The sequence below is a fragment of the Butyricimonas sp. genome (assembly GCF_019423355.1).
Lineage (GTDB): Bacteria > Bacteroidota > Bacteroidia > Bacteroidales > Marinifilaceae > Butyricimonas > Butyricimonas faecihominis.
On record NZ_JAHZBP010000009.1, the window covers coordinates 66671 to 93459 of the forward strand.

Here is a 26789-nt window from a genome sequence, read left to right on the forward strand (position 1 = left end):
TTTGTCCGGATTACCCTTTTTTCGATATTTTTGTGACCTATGTATTATTGAGAATAAAGATTATGGATAGAGAGCGACGATTAGCGGCATTATTCGATATGGATGGGGTGGTGCTTGACACGGAAGGGCAGTACGATAATTTCTGGCGGGAACAAGGAAGACGTTACCATCCGGATAAACCGGAATTTCATAAGATGATCAAGGGGCAAACGACGGAATTGATTCTGAAGAATTATTTCGAGGGAAATGTTGCTTTGCAACAACAGATTTCACGGGAACTTGACGAGTTCGAGAGCCGGATGGATTTCCCCTACTTCCCCGGTGTGGAGCTTTTTATCCGGACGTTACAGAAACATGGGGTGAGAACCGCACTGGTTACCAGTTCAAACAACAAGAAGATGGCTCATGTGCTAATGGCTCATCCGGAGTTTACCGAGTTATTTGAACGTGTGATTACGGCAGATAAGATTACTCGGTCTAAACCCGATCCGGAGTGTTATTTGCTGGCAGCACGGGAGTTGCAGATGGAAGTGGATGTTTGCTGTGTCTTCGAAGACTCTTTTTCCGGGATCGAGGCCGGCCGACGTGCGGGAATGAAAGTTATCGGTCTGACAACCACGAACCCGAGAGAGAAGATACAGGATAAAGTCGATTGGGTGCTTTCCGATTTCACGGGATGCGTGTATGATGAGTTTATCAGCTTGATGAGAAAGTGAGTCGAAAGTTTGTAAAGTTCATAAGGTTCATAAAGTGACAGGTGTCCTTCGGACGGTATTTAACGGCAACTCAAAACTGCCGTTGACAAAGCTGCCCGAGGGGGGAAAGGGAGTTTGAAAAATGACTTTTGGGGAGCCCTATATTTTTTTGTATAGAGATTGTATAGGAAAAAATAATCTTAACAATGTTAAATATGTATTTAAATTTTGATATATATTTATTTTTACATAATTTACATTCATAATATACGAATTAATTAACTTGTTTTGGCGCTAAGACTATTTATTTCCTAACTAAAATGACTATTATGAAAAAGAAATTGATGTTATTGATCTTAATGGTTGTATTGATAATCCCGGTACAATCAATGATGGCTCAAAATAAAAATGAGTATAAAGGTATCCCTATGAGAGATGTTGAACCTTATTCGATTATATATCCGGTTTATCTTTCCGTGAATGTGATTAATGCCGAGATAGGGGGAGCATATCCTAATGTATATGTATATACGGAATGTTATGCATATGCGTGGGGAGAAATAACAGGAATCCAAACAATGGCTACGGGTGTTACGGATGAACTAGGGTATATTGAAGATTATTCAGGTGATCCTTTAACAGGACTTGCCATGACATATCGTATGCGAGTTGTTGTGGGATTGTTGACAGGATATCCAGCGAGGGAAGTAGATGTTCCTTTTCAAACTGGACTTACGGATGTACATATTTATTTGAATAGAGATGGAAGCGGTTATGTTGTAGTTAGGTATAATGATGGCTCTGCTTTGCAGGCAACTTTAGGGTATGCTTAAGACGATTGTATATTATCAACTGCAACTTCTGTTTCGAAATTGGATCGTTCGCTTATTTTGTTTGGTAAGCATAATGGCGAGCGTGATCATATACATAGAAAATTGGGTGATGCCGAACCCGCTAGAGGTGATGGCATTACCTTCTTTACTGGCATTTAAGGGAGTTTGGGTATTTAATCTGATAACATCCTTATTTTTGATTTATATAGCGGGGAACGTGATGGAACGGAACAAGAGGGGAGATTGGGAGGCTCTATTCGTTCGTCCGGCGAGTAATTTATCATGGGTAGCAGGAAGAGCGATTGCCGTGTTGGTGGTTATTGGAGTGGTTGAAGTGTTGGCATTACTTGTATTAGGCGTACTTTTTGTGAACGATGTAGTTTTGTGTTTTGATATATATTTATTCTACTTGCTCACGTGGAGTTTCCCCATGAATGTATTTTGGATAGGGGGTATAGCATTACTAAGTCGGTGGACTGTTGCGAGAGAAGTTCGTACGATTTTGTTATTAATTATATGGGGTGTGTTGTTTTTCTGCTCATCTTCATGGGGGTATGGTATCGGGGATTTTATGGTACGGCAAATTCCCAATCTTTTTTCCGATGCGGTAGGACATGCGGGAATCGGTTTTTATCTTTTACACCGTGCTTGTTATTTTTTGTTGGGGAGTGCTTGTTTTTTGCTGGCCGTGGGAGGTTTTCGGCGTTTTGACAATGACAGGCGAATGAAGTTTGTCGGCAGTATCGTTGGAATTGTATTGTTCTTGGGGGGAGCTGGCATTGTGTGGATCTTTGTAAATGAACATCGGGATGATATTTCCAGACGAGAGATGTACAGGGCATCATTATCGAAATACGAGGATACCCAAAGAGTGCATGTTATTCAGCACGATATAGCCTATCGGCAAGAGGATGACAGTGTGTTCGTCAAAAGTAACCTGTGGATAGAGGGAGCCGAAACAATCGGTATGTCTCGGATTATTATGTTTTTGAATCCGGGGCTACATGTTCGGAGAGTAAGTGTTGAAGGGGAAAATGTACCATTTCATAGGGAAGGAATGAGCGTGATGCTGGAACGGGGAATACAACAAAAGGAAAAATGTCGGATTGAAATGGTTTATGCCGGGAGGATTGATGAGGCCGCGTGTTATCTTGATCAACCGGACGAGAATTGGAATTCTTATCCGATTGCGTTTACATGGCCTTGGGTGACAACTAATGATATGTATCGTTTTGGGGGGTGGTGTGCGAAAGTATCGGACAAATACACGTTGCTACATCCTGAGATCGGGTGGTATCCGTCTGCAGTACCTTTTGTGAATCCGAAACTTCCTTTGGCCCGGGAGTTCGATTTTACCCGTTACTCGCTGAATGTAGAAAAACAGGATCACCACGTGGTCATATCACAAGGAGAGAAGAAGGAATGGGGAAGAAATGTAGTTTTCGATACACGAGTTCCTCTATCGGGAATATCCTTGTGTATGGGCGATTACGAATGTGAGCGAGTAAAAATAGATTCTTTGGAGATTGAATTTTATTATTTTCCAGGGCATGATTCATGGACAACCGGGTGGCAGTTCTCTGAAAAGGAAAAAATAACAGTGATTAGAGGAATTCGGGAAATTTTGGAAGAAAAATACGGTTCTTCGTTTATATTCAATCCTTTCCGAATCGTGGAGATTCCCGAAAGTTTCACGTTGAAACGTAGGGCTTGGAGAGAAGAAACAAATGCGGTACAGCCTGCGTTGATGTTTCTGGAAGAAAGAGGGATTAATCGTGATAGAAAGAGTACGCTGGAGTTTTTTCATGACACATCCCTCGAAGATCGAGATAAAACATACTGGTATAATCTGATTCATCATGCCGTTAATTATATGAATGGGGGAACGGGGTCTTTCCGTCCTTTGTTTGAGGATTTGGCGGGGTGTGTGTCAGACCCGCACTATCCGGGAATATCTTTGATATTGCGGCAAATGTTGACTTATGGTCAGCTTGCGGCTGATGAAAATATGAATAGAAATGACGTTTTAGATATACAGGCTGTCGATTACCTGGATTCCAATAGTTTTAGAGATGCTTTACGGGATGTGGAGTTATCTCCGGATTTATTACAACGCATGATTTATTTGATATCGGGGGATTTGTTGGCAAGTTGGTCTGCGAAAATCGGTACGGATTCTCTGCGGATGTTTTTGGCTGATTTTTTTCATGAATGTCGTTATCGTAATGTCAGCGTACATCAATTGAAAGCGGCCTTACGAGCCCGTTTCGGATGTGATTTGGGGTGTCGTATTGATACATTATACGATAGAATCGGATTACCGCAGTTCCGTTTTGAAAATGTCGTTTTTGAGCGGGTCGATGAGAATAAGTTTAGGGTGGCTGTCTCCGTGGTGAACGAGGGAAATTCGGAAGGTGTGCTTTCGATGATGCATACCCGATTTGACGGTCGGAATGTGGATTCTTGGTTCGATGCTTTCCTGTTTCAACGGGGAGAGAAAAAATGTTGTGAATGGTATAAACATGTACCGATAGTTCCTGATGAGATAGAGATAAGGACTCATTTGTCGAGACACTTGCCTTTAAATATTGTTGCAAGATCAAATGAAAAAAACGATACAATAACAAGAATAACTGTTGATAATGAGGATAAAGGATTCCAGATTCTTGAGAAAAAAGGAATTCGGAAATTGTTATTTCCGTTTGGTGAAAGATCCATTAAGAACACTTGTTTTATGGATAATATGCAACTTGTTACCAATAGTTGGCGGTGTTATGTGGCACAAAGTTGTTATGGTGATAGAATAAAAAGTGCTGTCGGTAAAAGTGAAGGAAGTGGTGAAAGTCGTGTCGTGTGGAGTACAATTTTACCGTCTGCCGGGCGGTATGAACTGGAGGTGTACATCCCAAATTCAGCATGGAATCGAAATCGTTCCATGCAAATGATATATTTTTATAGGGTTGTTCAACGGGGAAAGATTGAGAATGTGTCGTTAGCGTGGGGAGATCAAGAATGGGGATGGTTGTCTCTGGGTGAATTTGAATGTGAAAATGGCGAAATTACAGTTGAATTAAGCGATAAGGTCGGAGGTTCAAAAATGCAAAATGGAGATGTCCGGGTGGTTATTGCTGATGCAATCAGATGGAAAAAATTGAGTATTAATAAATAACGTCTCCGACAAAAGGAGACGTTATATATATAAGATTCTTTATATTACACAATCCCCGAAAATCCCATGAATGCCATGGCCAGCAATCCGGCTGTAACCAGTGCGATGGGTGTTCCTTTCATGCCTTGAGGAATGGAGGATAGTTCCAGTTGTTCCCGGATTCCTGCAAAGATGGTTAAAGCTAACCCGAAACCTAACGCGGTTGAGGCTGCAAACACGACGGATTCCAGTAAGTTATAATCTTTTTGAATCACCATGATGGCCACACCAAGTACGGCACAGTTTGTCGTGATCAAGGGTAGGAAAACTCCTAATGCTTGATAAAGTGACGGACTTACCTTTTTCAGAATGATTTCCACCATCTGAACGAGGGCGGCAATGATCAAGATAAACACGATGGTTTGCATGAATCCGATGCCGAACGGGTCAAGTACGGTTTTCTGTACGATAAATGTTACCATGGTGGCCAGAATCATCACGAACGTAACGGCTCCTGTCATACCGAGTGCCGTGGGTACGCTCTTGGAAACCCCTAAGAACGGGCAGATCCCCAAGAATTGTGCCAACACGATGTTGTTGACAAATACGGCGGCTATAAATATAAAAACGTATTCCATGTTTCTAATTTTAGATTTTAAATTTTAGATTTTAGATTGCTTTTTCAATTTACAATTTACAATCTAAAATTTACAATTAGTTGGTTTTTCTTATTCTGTTGATGAATGCGATCAGGTAACCCAAAGCGATAAACGCTCCCGGGGCTAGAACGAAAACGAGCATTCCGTAATTTTCATTGTAAAGGGTCATGTTGAAGAACTTCCCACTACCCAGAATCTCACGGATAGAACCTAATATCGTTAATGCCATTGCGAAACCAAGGCCGATACCCAAACCGTCCAGCATGGAAGGAATGGCCTTGTTTTTGGATGCGAATGATTCAGCTCGTCCCAGCACGATACAGTTCACCACGATCAACGGAATGAATAATCCCAAAGATTCGTGCAAGCTCGGCAGGTAAGCTGCCATGCACATATCGACCACGGTAACGAATGCAGCGATGATCACGATAAAACCGGGAATCCGGATTTTGTCGGGAATCAGGTTTGCCACGAGCGAGATGGCCAGATTGGATAGTACCAGAACGAAAGCCGTGGCTAATCCCATTCCCAAGCCGTTAATGGCAGAGGTGGTAACTCCTAGCGTGGGACACATCCCGAGAAGGAGTACGAAGGTCGGATTTTCCTTGAAGAACCCTTTGGTAAAAGTTTGCCAGTTGTTCATATCTTTATTCTTTCATTGATTTTACGTGTTATTTTGCGGATTCTGCCAATGCTTTTGCCGCCCGGTTTACTGCATCTAGGAAGGCTCTGGATGAAATTGTTGCAGCCGTGATTGCATCCACGTCTCCTCCGTCCTTTGAAACCTGAAGTCCTTGTGTACCCGGAGTCTTTCCGGTAATATCACCTTTGGCTCCTTTCACGAACCATGCATCCATCTTGGATCCCAGACCCGGGGTTTCTTTATGGCTTAGTACGGAATAGTTGTATACACTTCCGTCCGGAGTGAATCCGACCATCAGTTCAACAAGACCACTGAAACCGTTATTCGTGAACGTTTTAATGGCTGTCCCCACGAGTTGCCCGTTTGCTTTGGCCGGATAGAATTCTAATTTTCCTCCATCTACTTCCACGATTTGTTTTTCCGTCATCGGGTCATTATCGAAAGCGGGAACCACGGCACGAATGGCCTGTACTTGTTTTTCAATTTTTACTTTTTCAATTAACCCGGACGTGAGTGAGTTCACAACTCCCACGGCGGCTGAGGAAACCAGTGTTACCAAGAATAACACCAGTACCATATTCTTAAAGCTTGATTCTAATTTCTTTCCCATCAGTTTAGATTTTAAATTTTAGATTTTAAATTTTAAATTCCATTTGTAAGTAATTTACAATCTACAATTAGTAAATTTAAAATCGTCGGGGTTTACAATATCTGTTTATCAGCGGTGTGAATCCGTTCATGATCAGGATGGCGAAAGACATTCCTTCCGGGTAAGCCCCGAATACACGGATGATTACGGTCAACAGCCCGATACCGACACCGTAAATAAGCATTCCTTTATGTGTCATGGGAGAGGTTACGTAATCCGTGGCCATAAAGATGGCTCCCAACATCAAACCTCCTGTAAAGAGATGGAAAACTGGACCGGCAAATTGTGCCGGATCAGCTAGGTTCAGAATCCCGGAGAACACGATAACCGTGGCGAAAATGGCCACCGGGATGTGCCAACTGATGATCTTACGGATCAGCATATAAGCGAATCCTAATAAAAGTCCGATAGCGGCAACTTCTCCCAAACTACCCCCCATGTTACCGAGAATCAAGTTACCGGTAGAGAATCCGGCTGAAGAGAGTGCGTCTCCGACAGCTTGTCCGTTCTTAACGGCCTCTTTTACAAGTGCTAGTGGTGTAGCCCCGGTTACTGCATCCGCCGTGGCGAATCCGTTCGGTACAGGCCAAGTGGTCATTTGTACCGGGAACGAGATCAACAGGAAAACACGACCCACGAGAGCCGGGTTGAAAATGTTGTTTCCTAATCCTCCGAAACTCATCTTACCGATACCGATGGCAACCAATGCCCCGATGACCACGATCCATAAGGGAAGGGACGAGGGAAGATTAAATGCCAGCAATACTCCCGTGATGATGGCTGACCCGTCCCATATCGTGGGACGTTGTTTCATGAGGTATTTTTGAATAACATATTCGAATACAAGGCAGGCAACTACCGAGGTGAGGGTTACCAGAATGGCTCCCAACCCGAAAAATACGATAGAAAAGATAAACGTCGGTACTAATGCGATAAGCACGCCGTACATGTTTTTTTCTATCGAATCCCCGCCGTGAACGTGGGGGGAGGGGGATATGGTGAAATTACTCATATTTTTTTATTTAGTGATTTAGTGGTTTCCGATTCTGTGATTTCCACCCACGAGTCAACGCTTGTTAATCATTAAATCATTTAATCGGCAATCTCTGAATCGATTCATTCTAAATTAATTTTTTATTTTTTTCTCGCCCGGATCATTTGACCTGTTCTGGCTTTCCCCAGACGGATCACGTCAAGTAACGGACGGTTTGCCGGACAGGTAAAACTACATGAACCACATTCGATACAGTCCATGACCTTTTCTGATTCCAGCATTTCCAGCTTGTTGTGTTCTCCAAGTAACATCAAATAATAGGGTTCCAATCCCATGGGACACACGCTAACGCATTTCGAACAGCGGATGCAGTTCCGATACTCTTTACGGGTAGATTCTTCTTGACGCATAAGTAAGATGCCACTCGTGCCTTTCGTGACGGGAATGTTCGTGTTGGTCAAGGCTTTCCCCATCATGGGGCCTCCTCCAATCACTTTACCCGTGTCTTCGGGCAATCCCCCGGCAGCCTCGATCAGTTGTGAGATCGGGGTTCCGATGCGGCAAAGGTAATTACCCGGTTCTTTTAAAGATTTTCCGGTAACCGTGACTACCCGTTCGAACAAGGGCTTATGTTTCATGACTGCCTCGTACACTGCATACACGGTACCCACGTTCTGCACCACAGCCCCAACGGCAATGGGTAGTCCGCCCGATGGAACGAATTTTCCGGTGGTGGCTTGTATCAATTGTTTTTCACCTCCTTGCGGGTATTGTATCTTTAACGGGCATATCTCGATTCCGTCCGCCAGTCTGGCTAGTTTACCCAGTTCTTCAATGGCGTCTCGTTTATTGTTTTCGATTCCCACGATTGTGCGTTTCACGCCGAGGGCTTTCATGATGAGTTCGATACCGATGATCAGTTCTTTCCCGTGCTCCAGCATCAAGCGGTGGTCTGCCGTGAGGTAAGGCTCACATTCCACACCGTTGATGATAAGTACCTCGGCAGTACTTCCGGGAGGGGGCGATAGTTTCACCTGTGTCGGGAAGGTGGCACCACCCATACCGACGATTCCTGCCGCACTGATAGCTGCCAGAATCTCTTCTTTTGTGAATGTACCGGGTTGTTTGTTGATGGGATCTTTTAGGATGTTTTCATCCCATTCGTCACCTTCTACTTTAATGGTTACAGCCGGGCGGGGGTAACCGCTGGCGTCGATTACCGGATCAAGTGACATAACGGTTCCGGACACGGAACTATGAATGTTTGCCGATATAAAGCCGGCAGCCTGACCGATGATTTGTCCTACTTTTACTTGATCTCCTTTTTTCACCGTGGGAACGGCAGGAGCCCCGATATGTTGTGATAAGGGTATGGTTACTTGTTCGGGGAGGGGAAGGGTGATAATTTCCCCTTGTGCTGATAATTTATTTTCTGGTGGGTGAACTCCCCCAATTTTAAATGTCTTAAGCACGGTGTATTAATTTTAGATTTTAGATTTTAAATTTTAGATTGAAAAACGGATGAATTTGTTGATTTAAGATTTATGATTTCTTGATTTAAGATTTTATTCATCGTAAACCGTAATTCATAAATTGTAAATTAATTCGTTTCAGTTTTCAATTGATCAGCAGGTTCGGTGATTTTCCGGGGAGGAAAATTAACCTCGTGGATTGCGTGTGTCGGGCAAACACTGACACATTTCCGGCAAAGTCTGCACTTGCGGAAATCGATGTATGCCAAATTGTTTTCTAGCGTGATGGCCTCGAAAGGACATTCTTTCACGCATTTCCCACATCCGATGCAGGCTGCTGTACAGGCTTTGCGGGCAATGTTCCCCTTGTCTTTGTTCACGCAGCAAACAAAAACTCGCCGACCTTTCACTCCTTTGTTTCGTAACTCGATGATGTTTCTCGGACAGGCCTTCACGCAGGCTCCACACGCTACGCACTTCTCCTCGGAAACGACCGGGAGACCGTTCTCGTCCATGTGAATGGCATCGAACGGACAGGCTGTTACGCAATCCCCGCAACCCAGACAACCGAAAGTACAATCGGTTTCACCCCGGTAAAGGGAATGTTCGATGGCGCATGATTTGTAACCGTCATATTGACTGGTACGTTGACGATGGTCACACGTGCCGTTGCATCTTACCACCGCGATTTGCGGGGTTTGTACCGTTACTTCCATGCCTAAGGCAGCGGCAACTTTCGTCATGGTTTCCGCCCCTCCAACCGGACAAAACAGTCCATCTAAAGAAGTAGCCTTTACCGTGGCTTCCGCAAATCCCCTACACCCGGGTTTGCCACATCCTCCGCAATTTGCTCCCGGCAGGATGCTTTCCACGGTATCAATTCTAGGGTCTTCCTCGACCTTGAATTTTTGCGCGACAAAATAGAGAATCACGGCAGACGCGATCCCAATAGCGCACAAAGAAATAATGGTGTAAATAATGGTAGTAGTCATCATAAAGGTGTTTGTTTTGTCTCCTCTAGTTTGTTATAACGCCCGTAAAGTTATTATTTTTTTCTAGGTTATGCTATTTTAACCTTGAATTTTATTTTTTGGGCAAACTTGTTTCTTAGTAAATACAGGCAAATAAAGTAGGCCGATATTGCAATCAGGGATAATGTAGCGGCCATAACTTCACTGACTCCGGCAAGGATAAGCAAGGTCAAAATAACGATAATTAAAACAGAAGGAACAATGTATGCCAACAGCACGGAAAGCATGGCATTTTGAGTACTGGCACTGACGATTACTTTGTCTCCTATTTTGATCTCTTCATTTGGTTTTTCCGCCGTGATGCTCTTCAAGGCCATTTCCGACATACCACAAGCTCCTTTGGCATGACATCCCGCACAGGCTGTTTGGCTTTGTATGGTCACTATAATAAAGGTATCAGCCACCTGTGTCACGATTCCATCATGTTCTATTGTATTTTTTGCCATAATATGATTCTTTGAATAGAGCAAATATAATGATAAAATAAAAACCATCCTGCAGCGAGGATGGTTTTCATTTTTTATTTTTTACGCATGAAAATCTGAATCGGTACACCCGTGAACTTCCAGTGTTCCCGGATTTTATTTTCCAGAAAACGCTTGTAGGGGTCTTTCACGTATTGCGGTAAGTTGCAATAGAATGCGAAAGTTGGGGTTTTCGACGGTAATTGTGTCACGTATTTTATGCGGATATATTTTCCTTTCAAGCTGGGGGGAGGGAAGTTTTCGATCTCTTCCAGCATGATGCGGTTCAGTTCGGATGTTTTCAGTTTTTGTTTCCGGTTTTCGTAGGTTTGGATGGCTGATTCAAGCGCTTTCAACAGACGTTGTTTCGTGAGAGCCGAGGTGAAAATGATCTCCACGTCGTTGAAGGGGGCCATTTTTGCCCGCAGTTCTTTTTCGAAATTGATCGTCGTTTTGTTATCTTTCTCGATCAGGTCCCACTTGTTCACGAGGACTACCACGCCTTTTTGGTTCCGCTCGATGAGGTGGAATATGTTCAAGTCCTGAGATTCCATTCCCCGGGTAGCATCAATCAGTAGCATACACACATCACTGTCTTCGATGGCACGCACGGAACGCATCACGGAATAGAATTCCACGTCTTCATTGACTTTCGCTTTCTTGCGTAATCCCGCGGTGTCTACCAGCAAGAAGTCGTGTCCGAAACGGTTGTAGCGGGTGGTGATCGTATCACGAGTAGTTCCGGCAATATCGGTTACAATATTACGTTCTTCCCCGATAAGGGCGTTGATCGTGGAGGATTTTCCCACGTTAGGGCGTCCCACGATAGCGATCTTGGGAAGTTCTTCCATGTCTTCGAGCGGGTCGGTGGTGAAGTGTGAAACCAGTTTGTCAAGTAGTTCTCCTGTTCCCGAACCGTTGATGGATGCTATGGGGAAAATCTCTTCTCCGACTCCCAGTTTATAGAATTCGTGGACATCGTAGAGACGTTCTCCGTTATCTACTTTGTTTGCCACGAGATAGATGGGCTTGTTGACTTTCCGAAGCATACGGGCGAAACTGTGGTCCAGATCGGTAATCCCGAGTTCCACGTCGCAGACGAATAGGATCACGTCGGCCTCGTCCATGGCGAGTAATACCTGTTTGTTGATCTCCTCCTCGAAGATGTCCGAACTGTTGGAAACGTATCCTCCTGTGTCAATTACCGAGAATTCTTTACCGTTCCACTCTGATTTTCCGTAATTCCGGTCACGGGTCACCCCGCTTTCCTCGTTCACGATGGCTTTCCGGCCACCGACTAAACGATTGAAAAGTGTTGATTTTCCCACGTTGGGACGTCCTACTATTGCAACAATATTACTCATTGGAAAGATAAAAGATAAAAGTTAAAAGATAAAAACTAAAAAATTAAAGTTGTTTGTAACCGAAGCGTTTCAGGTCGTTTTCCTTGTTTCGCCAGTCTTTGAGGACTTTGACGTACAGGTTCAGGAATACTTTTTTCCCGAAGAAGGCTTCGATGTCAACACGGGCTTCCGTACCGACTTTTTTCAGCGCGGCTCCCTGATGCCCGATAATGATGCCTTTTTGGGAATCCCGTTCCACGTTGATCACGGCCATGATGTTGATACGTTTGGTTTCTTCCTTGAATTCTTCCACGACAACCTCGACAGAATAAGGAATTTCTTTATCGTAGTTCAACAAAATCTTTTCCCGGATAATTTCGGTTACGAAAAAGCGTGCCGGCATATCGGTCATCTCTTCTTTGTCGAAATAGGGTTCTCCCACGGGTAACAATTCCAGAATGCGCTTGTATAAATTGTCTACATTGAAATTCTCGGTAGCCGAGATCGGGAATATTTCAGCTCGCGGGATGATTTCTTTCCACTTGTCGAACAGGGCATCCAGTTTATCCGGGGTGGTCAGGTCAATTTTGTTCAACACCAGAAGGATGGGAACTTCGCTTTGTTTCACTTTCTCGATAAAGTCCGCGTTCTTTTCGATATTCTCCACCACGTCGGTGACATAGAGGATGATGTCGGCATCGATAATGGCACTTTTCGAGAAATCAAGCATGTATTCCTGCATCTTGTAACTGGGTTTCACGACACCCGGGGTATCGGAAAACACGATCTGAAAGTCCTCTCCGTTCACGATCCCCTTGATCCGGTGACGCGTGGTTTGGGATTTGGACGTGATAATCGATAATTTCTCCCCGACTAGTCGATTCATCAAGGTTGATTTCCCCACGTTGGGGTTTCCTAAGATATTGACAAAACCTGCTCTGTGCTCCATTTATTTTAAAATTAATTGGGCACAAAGGTACGATAACTAATTGAAAATTGAAAGCCTAAACGAAAATGTGCGGGTCTATTTTTTGTTTTGCTTGTAGACATAAGCGATTTTCTCGCTGTCCGCCGGGTTCGTTTTGCTCGTTTTACTGGTCCATGCTCCGGTCTGGTCGTAAGTATATTGGTAATTAGGATTGATCGGGTTACCGAATTCGTCGTAAGTTAGTGTCATGTTACTTGTTATTTTTTCATTTTGCAGGTTTTCCTTCACGTAGGAAATGCTTACGAGGTAGCCGAATGGGTCATACGTGTAAAGGGTGACTTGTTTCGTGGCGGGATGGTCGGTATCCGGTCGGTTGTTTATCCATGTTTTACCGGAGAGACGTCCTTGGGTGTCGTAAGTGTAGTCTGTTTGAGCGCAAATCAGCCCGTTCCGGTATTCTTGTGTCCGGTTGACCTGTCCTCGGTGATTGTAATAGTCAATAGTGTTTTGCCCGTGGTTCCACTTGGTCGTTTTCATGACGGGATGAGAGGTCGTGTCATACTGATAATTGATTAGGCATACGGTTGCTTTGGCAAGAGAATCAATGGTTTCCTCTTCGTAGCATTTACCGAGGTCGTTGTACTTGAATGTTGTGACAATCAAGTTCAACGGGGTGGTGGTAGTGGAATCTTTTTGCAGTCGTGTGCTTTGAATGATCCGTGTTAAAAGTCCTTGAGGGGAGTATTGGTATGTGGTGATTGTGAGTGAGTCATTGTGAGTTCTAGTTTCCCGGACGATGTTTGTTCCAGAGTAACAACGAGTGATCGTGGGAGATATATAAGTCATCGAGTCGATAAATTGTTCCCTTAACTGCTGGGCTTTGTCCCGGAATTGCTTGTATTTATGTGTTTGAAGGTAAGCCTTGATTAGCGGAAGGCGTGGGAAAGAATCCACCTGTGAAACGAGAATGATCAGGTCTATGCTGTCGTTAGCGTATTCCACTTGTGGCAGGTATCTGCGGTTACATCCGGCTAGATAGGGACATTCGATATAAGCATTGATACAATGTTTTTGTGCTTCCGGGGAAGTGGCCGTTTGTATCGCTTTGAACAGGCAGTCGTCATAGAGTTTTTGTACTTCAGTCAGGTAGGGACGCGGTTCCTTGGTGTTGGCGTAGAATGTTTTTAGCGTGGTGTCGTTAAAATAACAGAGAATGGTTGAATCGTTTTGTTTGTCAAGGGCAGCTTTGTATAACAGGTCATTGTATATTTGGGCTACCTCAACATAATTGTATTGGTTGTGAAAGTCTTTGAAATAGGTGTCACATTTTGCCTGTGTTGGCTGGGCTTTCAGGTCTGCATATTGCACTTTTTCCTTTAGCCGGACGATCGCCTCGTAAATGTCGGGGTCAATGTTGTAATCGTATTCCTTTATTTGTGCAAGTACTGTACGGGAATCTTCGAGTTGATTCTTGGAATAAACAAGTAAAGCAAAGATTGTGGAGTCGGCTTTGTGACGGAAAAGGTTGACATTGAGGTTTGCTGCTTGGCAGAACGAGCGTAACCGGGCGCCGCCATCTTGTTGCTGGATGGCCATGTTGCTTTTCAGGTAGGGTTCGATGGCATTGATGCCGGGTGTCAGTAACAATTGTCTGAGGGCATCGGCTAAGGTGATTTCATTTTTGTAGGCATCCATACTTTTGGTGTCCATTCTTTCTCTCAACCGATCGTACTTGTCTCCTTCGGACCAAGCGATGTGTTGGTATAGTCTTTCCACGCGGCTCTGTTTTTGTGCCTGCGTTTTGGAGCAAAAACTGATGGTAAAAATCGTGAAGACGATCATCGTAAGGTATGAGTTTTTCATAGTGACTAAAATTTATGTAGTTCTAAATATAACGTTTGGCCTAGAATATGATGGAAACCGGGCAATGAACACATTTTTTAGAAGAAAATGTGCGTTGTTCTTGCTTGGTTTTCTTGTTGTTAACGTATTTTCGTTATCTTTGTTGTATAAAAAAATTGAAATAAAATTATGATTGTAGACGTACTGGCTAATAGCGAACGAATTGAGGGGTTGAACCCGTATTTTAAAGTTGTCTTTGACTATATAAAAACGCATGATTTGGCAAGTATGCCCGTGGGGCGAATTGACATTGACGGGGATAATGCCTATCTGAAAATTGAAGATGCCAAAGGACGAAAAACAGAGGAGGCCGTATATGAGCGGCATGATAAATATATTGATATTCAAATGCCTTTGAGTACACCTGAAGGATATGGCTGGAAGGATAAAAGTCTGTTGGGCGAGGAGCGGGCGCCGTATGATGGAGCGGGTGATTTTACTTTTTACCGGGATCCGGTGGAGCGGGTGTTCACGTTATCTCCCGGAGAGTTCGTGATCTTTTTCCCGGAAGATGCTCATGCTCCTTGTATCGGGGAAGGGGTGATCCGGAAGGTAGTGGCGAAAGTCAGGAAAATTGAAAATTGGAAATGGAGAATTGAAAATGAAGAAAAGATATAAGATACTTTTGACGGTTGTGGTGGTGCTGGGGATTGCTTATTTCTGTTTGCCTTACTATGCACGGCAAGCTTTGCTTTACTGGTACCCGTCGATAGATGATTTGTCGATGTTTGACAAGCATACGGTGCGGAAGGCCGACACGTGCTGGACGTGGGGGATTGCCAAGGATTATAACACGTACGAGTTGAGTCCGGAGGATGATGCTTACTTGAATGATTTTCGTACGGTTTCTTTTCTGGTGATCCAGAATGATAGTATCGTGTACGAGGAGTATCGTTCCGGTTGGAATGACACGAAAACATCAAATATATTTTCATCGACAAAGAGTATCGTGGGGCTGTTGGTCGGCATTGCTTATGACGAGGGGAAAATTGCCAGTCTGGATGATCCGGTGGGGAAATATATCCCGGAATTTAACGAGGGGAAAAAGAAAGATATCACGATTCGCAATCTGTTAACCATGAGTGGCGGGTTGAATTGGGATGAGGCTTACGCGTCGCTGTTTTCGGTAACTACACATGGCTACTACGGGAACGATCTTTATGATTTAGTGACTACGTTGGACGTGATCGAGGAACCGGGGAAACAATTTTCATACCGGAGCGGGGATACGCAGATATTGGCTTTTGTCGTGGAGAAAGCGACCGGGAAGAGCATTAGTGATTATGCCGAAGAGAAGTTATGGAAACCGATGCAAGCCTGTCAAGATGCTTATTGGTTGTTGGATAAAAAGGACGGGGACGAGAAATCTTTCTGCTGTTTTCACACCACGGCAAGGGAAATTGCTCGTTTTGCCCGTTTGATGTTGCATCACGGGAACTGGAACGGGAAACAGTTGGTTTCGGAAGAATATATCAACGAGGCCATGAGTCCGGCGGGGTATCTGAAGGACGAGTGGGGGAAGGATTCTTTGGATTATTATGGTTTCCAGATTTGGATTATGAACTATAAAGGGCAACAGAATCCCTATTTCCGGGGAATGTTGGGACAGTATATTATTGCTATTCCCGAAAAGAATGCCATAATTGTCCGGTTGGGGCATAAAAAGGACGAGGAACGTATCCGGGAGACCACCCGGGATGTGTATCGTTACATGGACATCGGGACGAAGATTCTAGATAGTAGAAAATAGGAGGGAGACTTGTTGATTGATTTATAAAGAGAACCTAACGAGTTCCTAAGGAGAACCTAAGGAAATAATCCCACATATTCGAACATCATTCGAAGTTTACTCAGAGCTTAGATATGCCGTAATGCATGAGCAACGAATAGGCGACGAATAAGCTCTGTATAAGTGGGATTATTGGGGTAGGATTACCTCATTATTTGGGTTAGATTGGTGTGGGAATCGTTATCATGGATCGTTGATAAATAGACATTATCAGTAATTTTGGTATTTTAATCTGTAATTCGTGTACAAACTTTAGTGTAAACATTCCATAATTTTGTAATGTTTTAATAACTAAAATAACAGCTTATGCTACGCAGAATCAGATTAATAGTAGCCCTTGTGTTTTTTATCTTGATCACCTTGTTGTTTCTCGATTTCACGGGAACATTACACGGGTGGTTCGGATGGCTGGCGAAGATACAGTTCCTGCCGGCCGTGTTGGCCTTGAATGTCGGGGTCATTCTTTTATGGGTGGTATTGACGCTCGTGTTCGGACGGGTGTATTGTTCGGTGATTTGTCCGTTGGGTGTGTTTCAGGATGTAGTGTCTTGGTTTAGCGGACGGCGAAAGAAAAAGAAGTATCGTTTTTCGTATTCTCCCGCGGTTTCGTGGTTACGGTACGGGGTATTGGGACTGTTTATTATTGCCATGATTGCCGGAATTGGTTCGGTTGTGGCATTGTTGGCTCCGTATAGTTCTTACGGGCGAATAGTTTCGAATCTTTTCGCTCCCGTGTACCAGTGGGGAAATAACGTGTTGGCTTATTTTGCCGAAAGGAGTGATAGCTACGCTTTTTACGAGACTTCGGTATGGCTGAAGAGTTTGCCGACGTTTATTATTGCGGCAGTCACGTTTGTCGTGTTAGTCGTGCTGGCATGGCGAAATGGTCGAACCTATTGCAACACGATCTGTCCGGTAGGTACGGCGTTGGGATTCTTCTCCCGGTATTCCTTGTTTCGTCCGGAGATTGATGCGAAGAAATGTACAAATTGTAGTTTATGTTCCCGTAAATGCAAGGCAGCTTGCATTAATGACAAGGATCATCGGATTGATTATAGTCGTTGTGTGACTTGTATGGATTGTATTGATTCCTGTAAGCATGGTGCGATCAGTTATAAATATCGGTTTGGGAAAAAAGAGATAAAAGAAACTTCCGAAACGGGAAATACACATAATGCTCGTCGTAGTTTTTTGACTGGGATGGGACTGGTTCTTGTTTCTTCGGCTGTCAAGGCGCAGGAGAAAAAGGTGGATGGTGGTTTGGCTGTTATTCTTGATAAGAAAGTCCCTGCCCGGACGACACCGCTTGTTCCACCGGGAGCCAAAGGACTACGTAATATGCGGACACATTGTACCGGTTGTCAGCTTTGTGTTTCGGTATGCCCGAATCAGGTGTTACGTCCCTCTACCAAGTTGGAAACGCTTATGCAGCCGGAGATGTCATACGAGAGAGGGTATTGCCGACCGGAATGTACGAAATGTTCGGAGGTATGTCCGGCAGGAGCAATCTTGAAACTTACCCCGGCGGATAAGTCGGCCACACAGATTGGTCATGCCGTGTGGGTAGAGAAGAATTGCGTACCACTTCGGGATAAGGTGGCGTGTGGCAACTGTGCCCGGCATTGTCCGACGGGAGCGATTACGATGGTTCCTTCTGATGCTGATGACGCGGATTCGTTGAAGATTCCGGTTGTGAATGTGGAACGTTGTATCGGTTGCGGGGCTTGCGAGAATCTTTGTCCGGCACGTCCATTCAGTGCCATTTACGTGGAAGGACATGAACAGCACAGAACGATCTAAAAATTACGAGTACATGGAAAAGAAAGATAGGAAAGAAGAGATAAACCGCCGGGAATTTTTAAAGCGATTAGGGGTTGGTGCGGCTGCATCGACAATCGGTTTGGCGGGTTGTAATTCGAGAAATAATATCGTGTCGGGCAATCGTTCGGCACAAGGGGAAATCCCGACAGATCAAATGACTTACCGGACGCATCCGAGGACGGGTGATAAAGTCTCCTTGCTGGGATATGGTTGTATGCGCTGGCCGGATACGAGTGGCGGGGCAGGACGGAATCCTGATGCAGATTTGGATCAGGAGACGATTAATCGATTGGTGGATACGGCTATTGCACATGGTGTTAATTATTTCGACACGTCTCCCGCTTATTGTATGGGGCGTTCCGAGCGTGCCACGGGTATTGCCCTTAAACGTTATCCGCGCAACACGTATTTTATTGCTACCAAGTTGTCTAATTTTGCCCCTTCGACTTGGAGTCGTGAGGCTTCTATTGCGATGTACCGCAATTCGTTTAAAGAATTGCAGGTGGATTACATCGACTATTTGTTACTTCACGGGGTCGGGATGGGAAATGGAATGAAGGAGTACGAGGAGCGTTACGTGAATAACGGCGTGTTGAATTTCCTGCTTGAAGAGCGTGAGGCGGGGCGGATTCGTAACTTGGGATTCTCTTACCACGGGGATATAAAAGTCTTTGATTATTTGCTCTCGATACATGATCGGGTAAAATGGGATTTCGTGCAGATCCAGTTGAATTACGTGGACTGGAAACACGCGAAGGAGGTGAATACCCGGAATACAGATGCCGAGTACCTTTACGGGGAATTGCAAAAGTTGAACATTTCGGCTATTATCATGGAACCCCTGTTAGGTGGCCGTCTTTCGAACGTGCCGACTCATGTGGCGAACACGTTGAAATTGCGTAAGCCCGAATCTAGCGTGGCCTCGTGGGCGTTCCGTTTTGCGGGTTCGTTTCCCGGGGTATTGACTGTTTTGAGCGGGATGACTTACATGGAGCATTTGGAGGATAACTTGCGTACATTCTCACCGCTGGACCCGTTGACAGATGATGATAAGGTGTTTTTGGAGGAAACGGCACAACTGATGTTGAGATACCCGACGATCCCTTGTAATGATTGTAAATATTGTATGCCTTGTCCTTATGGTTTGGATATTCCGGCTGTGTTGCTGCACTATAACAAGTGTATTAACGAGGGTAACGTGCCAGCCTCGTCACAGGATGAGAATTACCGTAAGGCCCGGCGGGCATTCCTTATCGGGTATGACCGTTCGGTTCCCCGGTTGCGGCAGGCCAGTCATTGCATCGGTTGTGACCAGTGTGTACATCATTGTCCGCAGGGAATTAACATCCCGAAAGAGATGCAGCGAATTGATCATTTCGTGGAGGATTTGAAACAGGAACGGGTATTTTAAATAGAGAAAATGAGCATGATGGTTGAAACGGACCGAAAGGTGTTGATTGAGCGCTTGGATGCGGAACAATGTTCCTGCGTGATTTATAACGAGGGGGAGACCCGGTTGTTCTGGGAGCGGGGTGTACAGGATTTGTACCGGTTGTTGAAGACGGAACCGGATTTTCTTCGGGGAGCGTTTATCGCGGATAAAGTGATTGGCAAGGCTGCTGCCGCCTTGATGGCTTTGGGAGGAGTGGATGAGGTGTTTGCCCGGGTTATCAGTAGCCCGGCCAGAGAGCTTTTGGAACGGTCCGGGATTAAGGTGGATTGCTTGTCGGAGGTGCCTCATATTATCAATCGTACCCGAACAGGCTGGTGTCCGTTGGAGATTCGCTGTTTCCGGATGCATACGGCAGAAGAGTGTCTGCAACAGATAGAGGAATTTATACATACGATGAATAACGTGACAAAATAATGCAGGATGAAAAAGATACTATTTACCGTGCTATTTTTGGGTGGGCTCGTTTCCTTGCGGGCTGAGGAAGTGCCTGATAGCTTATTGGTGCAGAAAAAAGTGACCATAGGAGAGGTTGTTGTTACCGGAACACGAAACGAGACGGACGTGCGGCATTTGCCGATGACCGTTTCCGTGGTGAACCGGGAACAGATAGAACATCGTAACGATCCCTCGTTATTGCCTCTTTTGACCGAGTATATACCGGGACTTTTCACGACTTCCAGAGGGCTGATGGGATATGGGGTATCCGGGGGGGCTGCCGGGGGAATGAGTTTACGGGGAATCGGGAGTGTGCCACAGGAGGGATTGCCGACCACGGGAATGCTCGTGTTAATTGACGGACACCCGCAATACATGGGGCTGATGGGACATCCGATTTCCGATGCTTACCAGTCTTTGCTGGCGGAACGTGTAGAAGTGCTACGGGGTCCGGCGTCCGTGTTATACGGGTCGAACGCGATGGGGGGAGTGATCAATATTGTAACCCGGAAGATGCAACAGGATGGAATCCGGACACATGCAAACGTGGGGTACGGTTCGTATAACACGTTGCAATCGGAGGTTACCAATCGCATCCGGAAGGGACGGTTCACAAGTATTGTTAGTGGTTCTTATAATCGTACGGATGGCCACCGAAAGGATATGGAGTTCGAGCAATATGGCGGTTATGCCAAATTCGGGTACGAGATTTCGGATGCGTGGAATGTTTGGGCCGATGTGAATCTGACTCATTTTGATGCCTCGAATCCGGGAGAAATTTCCAATCCATTACTTGATAACGACCAGAGGATTACACGAGGAATGACCTCTTTTGCCTTGGCTAATCATTACGCGAAAACGTCGGGAACGTTGAGTTTCTTTTATAACTGGGGGAAACATTGGATTAATGATGGTTATCATTTAGGGGGTGATCCTCTTGATTATCGGTTTCATTCACGGGACCAGATGTTGGGTGTCTCTTGGTACCAAATTGTACAGCTTTTCGAGGGGAATCGCCTGACCGTGGGATTTGATTATTTCCATTTCGGGGGAGAGGCTTGGAACAAGACGTTAGCGAGAGAACGAGATACCCAAGCGGATAAAACACAGGATGACGTGGCAGGATATATTGATTTCCGGCAGAACTTGGGTGACTGGCTTACTTTTGACGTGGGACTCCGTGTTGACCACCATTCGCAAGTGGGGACAGAATGGGTTCCGCAGATCGGATTTTCTTTCCATTTGCCGAAAAACAGCGAGGTGAAGTTGATGGCAAGCAAGGGATTCCGTTACCCGACGATTCGTGAAATGTATATGTTCCGCCCGGCCAACCCGGATTTGAAACCGGAGAGGTTGTGGAGTTATGAACTTTCATTTGCACGGCGGTTGCTGGATGGGCGATTGTCATACGGTGTGAATGTTTTCTATATTGACGGGGAGAACCTGATCATGCGTGTGCCGATAGACGGGCGTCCCTTGAACGTGAACACGGGAAAGATTGAGAATTCCGGCATAGAGGCTCAAGTGGCTTACCGGATTGTTCCCGCTTGGTCCGTGGATGCGAATTATAGTTATTTGCACATGGATAATCCCGTGTTAGCCTCTCCGGAGCATAAACTTTATGTCGGAACGGCTTTTTCAAAGGGACGCTGGAACGTGTCAACCGGATTGCAATATGTGGCCGGGTTGTATAAGGAACTTGATCCGGAGGAAACCGAGGATTTCCTGTTATGGAATGTACGCGGGTCTTTCCGTGTACTGGATGGGTTTGATGTTTGGGTGAAGGGAGAGAATCTACTCGCTCAAAGATACGAGATCAACGCCGGATTCCCGATGCCTAAGGCGACGGTGATGGCGGGAGTGAATATAAAATTTTAAATCGTAATATATAATATCATGAAAATGAGAAGGAATATTTGTATGATTTTGTTCTCCGTGTTGTCAACCGTGACAGGGATGAATTGCGCTAACGCACAAGAACAAAAATCCGATGGAAATACTAATGTACCGAAAGTGTATATGTTCAAGGAGATTTCCCCGGAGAATTTGGTGAAGATTTACGAGGCTTTAGGCCGGGAGGCAACAGGAAAAGTTGCCGTGAAATTATCCACGGGAGAACCGGGTGGGCATAATTTCCTGCAACCGGCTTTGATCAAGGATTTGGTACAGAAAGTGAAGGGAACTATCGTGGAATGTAACACGGCTTACGGGGGCGGACGTGCTGATACCGAGAATCATTTGAAAGCGGCTAAAGATCATGGGTTCACGGCTATTGCCCCGGTAGACATCATGGATGCAGAGGGAGAAGTAGCACTTCCCGTGAAGGGGGGTAAGCATTTGAAAGAGGATTTTGTCGGTTCGCATTACTTGAACTATGATTTCACGATTGTTCTTTCACATTTTAAAGGCCACGCGATGGGTGGTTTCGGTGGAGCTATCAAGAACATATCCATTGGTATTGCATCTTCTGCCGGAAAAGCTTGGATTCATTCCGCCGGGAAAACGAAAGGCAACCCGTGGGGTAATTTGTCCCCGCAGGATGATTTTCTAGAATCTATGGCCGAGGCCGCAAAGGCAATCGTAGACCATTGTGGGGACAAGATTTTGTATATCAGCGTGGCGAATAATCTTTCCGTGGATTGCGATTGTGATTCTTCCCCGGAAGATCCCAAGATGGGAGACATCGGTATTCTGGCTTCTCTTGATCCGGTTGCTTTGGACAAGGCCTGTACGGATTTGGTTCGGGCTTCTGAAGATCATGGAAAGATCCATCTGATTGAGCGTATTGATTCCCGTAATGGAATGCACACGCTGGAATATGGCGAAAAGATCGGTTTGGGAAGTCAGAAGTATGAATTGGTGAAATTGGATTAAAGAATATAAGAGTATGAGAACGACAACAGTAAAACTTTATTCATTGGAATATAATCAGTTGAGGACCTATCTGGCCGTGACTTTATTCGTGGCGGGTAATATTATCCTGCCGCAGTTGTGTCATCTGGTTCCGCAGGGCGGTATTCGCTGGTTACCGATTTATTTCTTTACCCTCGTGGGGGCTTATAAATACGGTTGGAAGGTGGGTTTATTGACGGCACTAGTTTCTCCATTGGTAAATTCGGCCCTTTTCGGGATGCCCGTAGTGGCCGTGTTGCCTGCCGTGTTGCTGAAATCGGTATTATTGGCCGTGGCTGCCGGGTATGCGGCAACCCGTTTTCGGAAGTCCTCTTTGGTATTACTCGTGGGAGTGGTACTTTTTTACCAGATCGTGGGAACGTTAGGCGAGTGGATGCTGGAAGGTAGTTTTTATGTTGCCTTACAGGATTTTCGTATCGGGTTACCCGGAATGTTGATGCAGGTTTTAGGTGGTTGGCTATTTATTAACCATATAATTCGTAAATAGAGTATGATGAATTCATTATTTATTGGCAGTGTCGGTATGCCGGAAGTGCTGCTTATCGTGTTAGTCGTGTTACTGTTATTCGGTGGCAAGAAGATTCCTGAATTGATGAGAGGAATTGGCAAGGGCATACATTCTTTCAAAGAAGGAATGAACGGGGTGGAGAAAGAAATTACTTCAGAAGAGAAAAAAGAGTAGTATGGAACAAGTCGGTAAGTCTGAGAATCAGAGTTTTTGGGAACACCTAGATGTGCTGCGGGCCTCGTTGGTGAAGATTGCCATCGTGACCGTGGCTTTTGGTGTTGTAGCGTTCTTTTTCAAAGATGAGTTGTTTGCTGTTATATTAGCGCCCAAAGAGGCAGATTTTATTACTTACCGGCTTTTATTTTCGCTTAGTGGATGGGTGACAGGTGCCGAATCCCCGGACTTTTTCGTAAAATTGATCAACACCGGATTGGCGGAACAGTTCCTGATCCACATGAAAGTGGCGATGTGTATGGGGATTTTATGTGCATCCCCTTATATTTTGTACCAATTATTCCGTTTCGTGTCCCCGGCTCTCTACTCTAACGAGCGCAAGTATGTCGTGAGAGTGGTGGGGAGCGGGTATGTCATGTTTATGCTGGGTGTCCTGCTTAGCTATTTTCTTATCTTTCCGTTAACTTTTCGTTTCTTGGGAACTTATCAGGTGAGTAGTGACGTGGAGAATATGATCGCGTTGCAATCGTATATCAGTACTTTGATTTTGATGAGTCTTGCCATGGGAATCGTCTTCGAGATACCTATACTTTCGTGGTTATTTGCCAAGCTGGGATTTATCTCTGCCGATTTTATGAAACGTTATCGACGTCATGCCGTGGTGATTATTCTTATCGTGGCTGCCGTTATAACCCCGACATCAGATATATTCACGTTGTCATTGGTGGCGTTGCCGATGTGGTTGTTGTACGAGGTGAGTATTTGGATCGTGAAACGTGCTGTTCGGTAAGGTAGGTAAATATGAAAAATATGATTTGACCTATTTAGGAATAAGATTCATATTTTAGTGTGATAATATAATTTATTTGGTTTTTGAAAATCATTTTATACTTTTACACGGGTAATGTGTGTAAAAGTATTGAGTTATGGCTTTTGTTGAACAGAATAAAGAAAAGACTTTCACGATGGTTTTCGATAAGAATTACGAGGCTCTGTGTTTGTACGCCGTAAAGTTTACCGAGGATTTTTTGGAGGCGGAGGATATAGTGCAGGAGGCGTTTGTACGTTTTTGGGAAATGTATCGAGATCGTTTGACCACGGAAAATGCCCGGCCTTTATTGTATCGGATGACACGAAATATGTGTGTGGATCGTGTCCGGGAGAAACCCAAAAGCGTTGTGGATGTGGAAGTAATGACAGATCAACTGATCTATTATTTTCAGCCGGAATCAGAAGATGATTCCAAGATTGATTTGTTGATGAAAGCCGTTAAAAATTTGCCTGTTAAATGTCAGCAAGTACTTGTTGCGATCTGTTTCAATGAAAAAAAATATAAGGATGTGGCAGAGGAAATGCAGGTCTCTGTTAATACTGTTAAGACCCAACTGGCGAGGGCTTTGAAGTTGTTAAGGGAAAATTTGAACAGAGAGGATTTCGAGTTATTTCTTACTTTTTTTGTATTTTCTTACTAATTCTTTTCACCCATTTTTCGTTTTTTTCGTTGTATTAATAAACGATCCTTTAATAATAGTTAGAATTTAGTTGTATTAACAGCTATTATTCAACAATTCAAATCTCTTTTTTCTCTCGTAATCAGTTCATTGTAAAAAAGTCTTTTTTCCCACGTTTCTTTCTCAATAATTGATCATTTATTTAGATTTTATATGAACCAAAATTGGGAAGAAATTATATGGAGGGCCTTGCGAAACGAGTGTTCATCGGAAGAGCTGATGAAGTTACAGGAGTGGCGTAATGAGGCTCCCGAAAATGAACAGATGTACGAGAATATAAAGGGAATTGCAGGGATGGGAAACTTTTTGAAGGGGATTGATTCCTTGCACAAGGAAAATGCTTTGGAGAATATTCTGAAAAGAACAAGGCAGAGATCATTGGGGTATGCTCGACTTCTGAAATATGTGGCGGTATTTCTTTTACCCTTGTTGTTAGGTGGCACGTTATTTTATTTTCTCAAGTTTAAACGACAAGTTGGAGAGGAACTTCCTGTATCTGTGGCTAAACAGATTCTACCGGGAGGACCTAAGGCGATTCTTTACCTTTCAGATGGTCAAGTGATTGATTTGAACCGGACCATTGATTCGGTTATCGTTGATAAACATTCAGGACAGGAAATTACGTTATCAAAGGATATAAACGCCTTGAATTATAGTGGTGTGACAGGGAATACCACTCAACCAAAAGAGTTAGCATACAATCGAATCGAAGTTCCGAGGGGAGGCGAGTATATGTTGGTGTTATCTGACGGAACAAAAGTGTGGCTAAATTCAGAAACCCGCTTAGAGTACCCGCTTACATTCGGAGAGTATAGCCGGGATGTACGTTTAAACGGAGAGGCTTATTTTGAGGTGACAAAGGATGAGGCAAGGCATTTTAACGTCATCATGGAGGGGGCGACAATCGAGGTTACGGGAACCTCTTTTAACGCATCTTGTTACCCGGGAGAAGGACAATGCAAGGCCGTGTTGGAAAGTGGTAAGATCAATTTAAGAACAGAGCATGGGGTGGCAGTCGTTGACGTGGGCGAGTGTGCCTCTTATGATATTGTTTCGGGTAAAGTGACCGTGGAGGCCGTTGACTTGAAATACTTCACCTCGTGGCGATACGGTACATTTTATTTTTACAACACGCCATTATCCGAGATCGTTCAGAAGTTGGGACGCTGGTATGATGTGAATTTTAAATTTGCTGATGAATCCTTGCGAGACGTGTGTTTTTCCGGGGCTGCACTACGAAGTAAATCAATTGATTTTATGTTAGAATTGTTGGCGAGTACGCAATCATTGAACTTTGATATACAGGGTGATGGAACAATCATGATATATAAAAAATAAAAGAGGAAGAATTGGTCCTCTTCCCCTTTTCTATTTAGCTAAATCTCTCCGGCAAGAGAGAATTAATAATTAATGGTATACAAATC

25 protein-coding genes are annotated in these 26789 nt (G+C 44.5%); 15 read left to right on the plus strand and 10 right to left on the minus strand.

The window, feature by feature from the left end; all coding sequences use genetic code 11:
• Nucleotides 1-62: 62 nt before the first annotated feature.
• The 3 genes from QVC79_RS12835 to QVC79_RS12845 all read left to right on the plus strand — a co-directional run bounded on the left by QVC79_RS12835 (nt 63) and on the right by QVC79_RS12845 (nt 4697).
• Nucleotides 63-716, plus strand: coding sequence for an HAD family hydrolase (locus tag QVC79_RS12835; RefSeq protein WP_270592725.1), 654 nt, complete (start codon nt 63-65; stop codon nt 714-716).
• Nucleotides 717-1024: 308 nt separating this feature from the next.
• Nucleotides 1025-1528, plus strand: a complete 504-nt coding sequence (locus QVC79_RS12840; protein WP_270592726.1) for a hypothetical protein — start codon at nt 1025-1027, stop codon at nt 1526-1528.
• Nucleotides 1521-4697 (plus strand): golvesin C-terminal-like domain-containing protein, encoded by a 3177-nt coding sequence (locus QVC79_RS12845; protein ID WP_287642496.1) that lies wholly within the window; start codon nt 1521-1523, stop codon nt 4695-4697. Before QVC79_RS12840 ends, QVC79_RS12845 begins: the two co-directional genes overlap by 8 nt.
• Nucleotides 4698-4741: 44 nt before the next feature.
• Here QVC79_RS12845 and QVC79_RS12850 read toward each other — a convergent pair whose 3' ends face one another.
• The 10 genes from QVC79_RS12850 to QVC79_RS12895 all read right to left on the minus strand — a co-directional run bounded on the left by QVC79_RS12850 (nt 4742) and on the right by QVC79_RS12895 (nt 14722).
• Nucleotides 4742-5314, minus strand: a complete 573-nt coding sequence (locus tag QVC79_RS12850; RefSeq protein WP_087421175.1) for an electron transport complex protein RnfA — start codon at nt 5312-5314, stop codon at nt 4742-4744.
• Between the two features lie 76 nt (nt 5315-5390).
• Complete coding sequence (locus tag QVC79_RS12855; RefSeq protein WP_087421176.1) at nt 5391-5978, minus strand: RnfABCDGE type electron transport complex subunit E; 588 nt, start codon at nt 5976-5978, stop codon at nt 5391-5393.
• A gap of 28 nt (nt 5979-6006) precedes the next feature.
• Complete coding sequence (locus QVC79_RS12860; protein WP_270592728.1) at nt 6007-6588, minus strand: RnfABCDGE type electron transport complex subunit G; 582 nt, start codon at nt 6586-6588, stop codon at nt 6007-6009.
• 76 nt (nt 6589-6664) lie between these two features.
• A complete protein-coding gene (locus QVC79_RS12865) occupies nt 6665-7639 on the minus strand; it encodes an RnfABCDGE type electron transport complex subunit D (RefSeq protein WP_118304816.1) in 975 nt (324 codons plus the stop codon).
• Between the two features lie 122 nt (nt 7640-7761).
• A complete protein-coding gene (rsxC, locus tag QVC79_RS12870; protein WP_270592729.1) occupies nt 7762-9093 on the minus strand; it encodes an electron transport complex subunit RsxC in 1332 nt (443 codons plus the stop codon).
• Nucleotides 9094-9221: 128 nt separating this feature from the next.
• Entirely contained in the window at nt 9222-10088 is an 867-nt protein-coding gene (locus tag QVC79_RS12875; RefSeq protein WP_151412096.1) for a Fe-S cluster domain-containing protein, read from the minus strand.
• Between the two features lie 65 nt (nt 10089-10153).
• Nucleotides 10154-10570, minus strand: coding sequence for a SoxR reducing system RseC family protein (locus QVC79_RS12880; RefSeq protein WP_270592730.1), 417 nt, complete (start codon nt 10568-10570; stop codon nt 10154-10156).
• A gap of 74 nt (nt 10571-10644) precedes the next feature.
• Nucleotides 10645-11952, minus strand: a complete 1308-nt coding sequence (gene der / locus QVC79_RS12885; RefSeq protein WP_270592731.1) for a ribosome biogenesis GTPase Der — start codon at nt 11950-11952, stop codon at nt 10645-10647.
• A gap of 43 nt (nt 11953-11995) precedes the next feature.
• The gene (gene era, locus QVC79_RS12890) at nt 11996-12880 is read right to left on the minus strand and encodes a GTPase Era (RefSeq protein ID WP_087421181.1); all 885 of its coding nucleotides are present in this window, start codon (nt 12878-12880) and stop codon (nt 11996-11998) included.
• Nucleotides 12881-12955: 75 nt separating this feature from the next.
• Nucleotides 12956-14722, minus strand: a complete 1767-nt coding sequence (locus QVC79_RS12895) for a hypothetical protein (protein ID WP_270592732.1) — start codon at nt 14720-14722, stop codon at nt 12956-12958.
• 168 nt (nt 14723-14890) lie between these two features.
• On the opposite strand from QVC79_RS12895, the gene QVC79_RS12900 reads away from it, so the two are divergent.
• From QVC79_RS12900 to QVC79_RS12955, 12 genes are all read left to right on the plus strand, one after another.
• The gene (locus QVC79_RS12900; RefSeq protein WP_270592733.1) at nt 14891-15379 is read left to right on the plus strand and encodes a NanQ anomerase/TabA/YiaL family protein; all 489 of its coding nucleotides are present in this window, start codon (nt 14891-14893) and stop codon (nt 15377-15379) included.
• The gene (locus QVC79_RS12905) at nt 15363-16511 is read left to right on the plus strand and encodes a serine hydrolase domain-containing protein (protein ID WP_270592734.1); all 1149 of its coding nucleotides are present in this window, start codon (nt 15363-15365) and stop codon (nt 16509-16511) included. Before QVC79_RS12900 ends, QVC79_RS12905 begins: the two co-directional genes overlap by 17 nt.
• 345 nt (nt 16512-16856) lie before the next feature.
• Entirely contained in the window at nt 16857-18350 is a 1494-nt protein-coding gene (locus QVC79_RS12910; RefSeq protein ID WP_270592736.1) for a 4Fe-4S binding protein, read from the plus strand.
• Nucleotides 18351-18363: 13 nt separating this feature from the next.
• Nucleotides 18364-19782: an aldo/keto reductase gene (locus QVC79_RS12915; RefSeq protein ID WP_270592737.1), complete on the plus strand. Its 1419-nt coding sequence runs from the start codon at nt 18364-18366 to the stop codon at nt 19780-19782.
• Nucleotides 19783-19800: 18 nt separating this feature from the next.
• Nucleotides 19801-20238, plus strand: coding sequence for a DUF1893 domain-containing protein (locus QVC79_RS12920; RefSeq protein WP_270593384.1), 438 nt, complete (start codon nt 19801-19803; stop codon nt 20236-20238).
• Nucleotides 20239-20244: 6 nt separating this feature from the next.
• Nucleotides 20245-22137 carry a TonB-dependent receptor gene (locus QVC79_RS12925; RefSeq protein WP_270592739.1) on the plus strand — a complete coding sequence of 631 codons (1893 nt, stop codon included), beginning with the start codon at nt 20245-20247 and terminating at the stop codon, nt 22135-22137.
• Nucleotides 22138-22215: 78 nt separating this feature from the next.
• Complete coding sequence (locus QVC79_RS12930) at nt 22216-23133, plus strand: DUF362 domain-containing protein (RefSeq protein WP_416336074.1); 918 nt, start codon at nt 22216-22218, stop codon at nt 23131-23133.
• Between the two features lie 13 nt (nt 23134-23146).
• Entirely contained in the window at nt 23147-23659 is a 513-nt protein-coding gene (locus QVC79_RS12935; protein ID WP_270592742.1) for an ECF transporter S component, read from the plus strand.
• A 3-nt stretch (nt 23660-23662) separates the two neighbouring features.
• Nucleotides 23663-23854, plus strand: a complete 192-nt coding sequence (locus QVC79_RS12940; protein WP_183312882.1) for a Sec-independent protein translocase subunit TatA/TatB — start codon at nt 23663-23665, stop codon at nt 23852-23854.
• 1 nt (nt 23855) lies between these two features.
• Nucleotides 23856-24644 carry a twin-arginine translocase subunit TatC gene (gene tatC, locus QVC79_RS12945; protein ID WP_270592743.1) on the plus strand — a complete coding sequence of 263 codons (789 nt, stop codon included), beginning with the start codon at nt 23856-23858 and terminating at the stop codon, nt 24642-24644.
• A 136-nt stretch (nt 24645-24780) separates the two neighbouring features.
• Nucleotides 24781-25326 carry an RNA polymerase sigma factor gene (locus tag QVC79_RS12950; RefSeq protein WP_270592744.1) on the plus strand — a complete coding sequence of 182 codons (546 nt, stop codon included), beginning with the start codon at nt 24781-24783 and terminating at the stop codon, nt 25324-25326.
• Between the two features lie 192 nt (nt 25327-25518).
• Nucleotides 25519-26703, plus strand: coding sequence for a FecR family protein (locus tag QVC79_RS12955; RefSeq protein ID WP_270592745.1), 1185 nt, complete (start codon nt 25519-25521; stop codon nt 26701-26703).
• Nucleotides 26704-26789: the final 86 nt, after the last annotated feature.

Excerpts from the sequence above, each read along its gene's own strand:
- QVC79_RS12835 (WP_270592725.1), top strand. The coding sequence starts at position 63 with ATGGATAGAGAGCGACGATTAGCGGCATTATTCGATATGGATGGGGTG.
- QVC79_RS12840 (WP_270592726.1), top strand. The coding sequence starts at position 1,025 with ATGAAAAAGAAATTGATGTTATTGATCTTAATGGTTGTATTGATAATC.
- QVC79_RS12845 (WP_287642496.1), top strand. The coding sequence starts at position 1,521 with ATGCTTAAGACGATTGTATATTATCAACTGCAACTTCTGTTTCGAAAT.
- QVC79_RS12850 (WP_087421175.1), bottom strand. The coding sequence starts at position 5,314 with ATGGAATACGTTTTTATATTTATAGCCGCCGTATTTGTCAACAACATC.
- QVC79_RS12855 (WP_087421176.1), bottom strand. The coding sequence starts at position 5,978 with ATGAACAACTGGCAAACTTTTACCAAAGGGTTCTTCAAGGAAAATCCG.
- QVC79_RS12860 (WP_270592728.1), bottom strand. The coding sequence starts at position 6,588 with ATGGGAAAGAAATTAGAATCAAGCTTTAAGAATATGGTACTGGTGTTA.
- QVC79_RS12865 (WP_118304816.1), bottom strand. The coding sequence starts at position 7,639 with ATGAGTAATTTCACCATATCCCCCTCCCCCCACGTTCACGGCGGGGAT.
- QVC79_RS12875 (WP_151412096.1), bottom strand. The coding sequence starts at position 10,088 with ATGATGACTACTACCATTATTTACACCATTATTTCTTTGTGCGCTATT.
- QVC79_RS12880 (WP_270592730.1), bottom strand. The coding sequence starts at position 10,570 with ATGGCAAAAAATACAATAGAACATGATGGAATCGTGACACAGGTGGCT.
- der (WP_270592731.1), bottom strand. The coding sequence starts at position 11,952 with ATGAGTAATATTGTTGCAATAGTAGGACGTCCCAACGTGGGAAAATCA.
- era (WP_087421181.1), bottom strand. The coding sequence starts at position 12,880 with ATGGAGCACAGAGCAGGTTTTGTCAATATCTTAGGAAACCCCAACGTG.
- QVC79_RS12895 (WP_270592732.1), bottom strand. The coding sequence starts at position 14,722 with ATGAAAAACTCATACCTTACGATGATCGTCTTCACGATTTTTACCATC.
- QVC79_RS12900 (WP_270592733.1), top strand. The coding sequence starts at position 14,891 with ATGATTGTAGACGTACTGGCTAATAGCGAACGAATTGAGGGGTTGAAC.
- QVC79_RS12905 (WP_270592734.1), top strand. The coding sequence starts at position 15,363 with ATGAAGAAAAGATATAAGATACTTTTGACGGTTGTGGTGGTGCTGGGG.
- QVC79_RS12910 (WP_270592736.1), top strand. The coding sequence starts at position 16,857 with ATGCTACGCAGAATCAGATTAATAGTAGCCCTTGTGTTTTTTATCTTG.
- QVC79_RS12915 (WP_270592737.1), top strand. The coding sequence starts at position 18,364 with ATGGAAAAGAAAGATAGGAAAGAAGAGATAAACCGCCGGGAATTTTTA.
- QVC79_RS12920 (WP_270593384.1), top strand. The coding sequence starts at position 19,801 with ATGGTTGAAACGGACCGAAAGGTGTTGATTGAGCGCTTGGATGCGGAA.
- QVC79_RS12925 (WP_270592739.1), top strand. The coding sequence starts at position 20,245 with ATGAAAAAGATACTATTTACCGTGCTATTTTTGGGTGGGCTCGTTTCC.
- QVC79_RS12930 (WP_416336074.1), top strand. The coding sequence starts at position 22,216 with ATGAATTGCGCTAACGCACAAGAACAAAAATCCGATGGAAATACTAAT.
- QVC79_RS12935 (WP_270592742.1), top strand. The coding sequence starts at position 23,147 with ATGAGAACGACAACAGTAAAACTTTATTCATTGGAATATAATCAGTTG.
- QVC79_RS12940 (WP_183312882.1), top strand. The coding sequence starts at position 23,663 with ATGATGAATTCATTATTTATTGGCAGTGTCGGTATGCCGGAAGTGCTG.
- tatC (WP_270592743.1), top strand. The coding sequence starts at position 23,856 with ATGGAACAAGTCGGTAAGTCTGAGAATCAGAGTTTTTGGGAACACCTA.
- QVC79_RS12950 (WP_270592744.1), top strand. The coding sequence starts at position 24,781 with ATGGCTTTTGTTGAACAGAATAAAGAAAAGACTTTCACGATGGTTTTC.
- QVC79_RS12955 (WP_270592745.1), top strand. The coding sequence starts at position 25,519 with ATGAACCAAAATTGGGAAGAAATTATATGGAGGGCCTTGCGAAACGAG.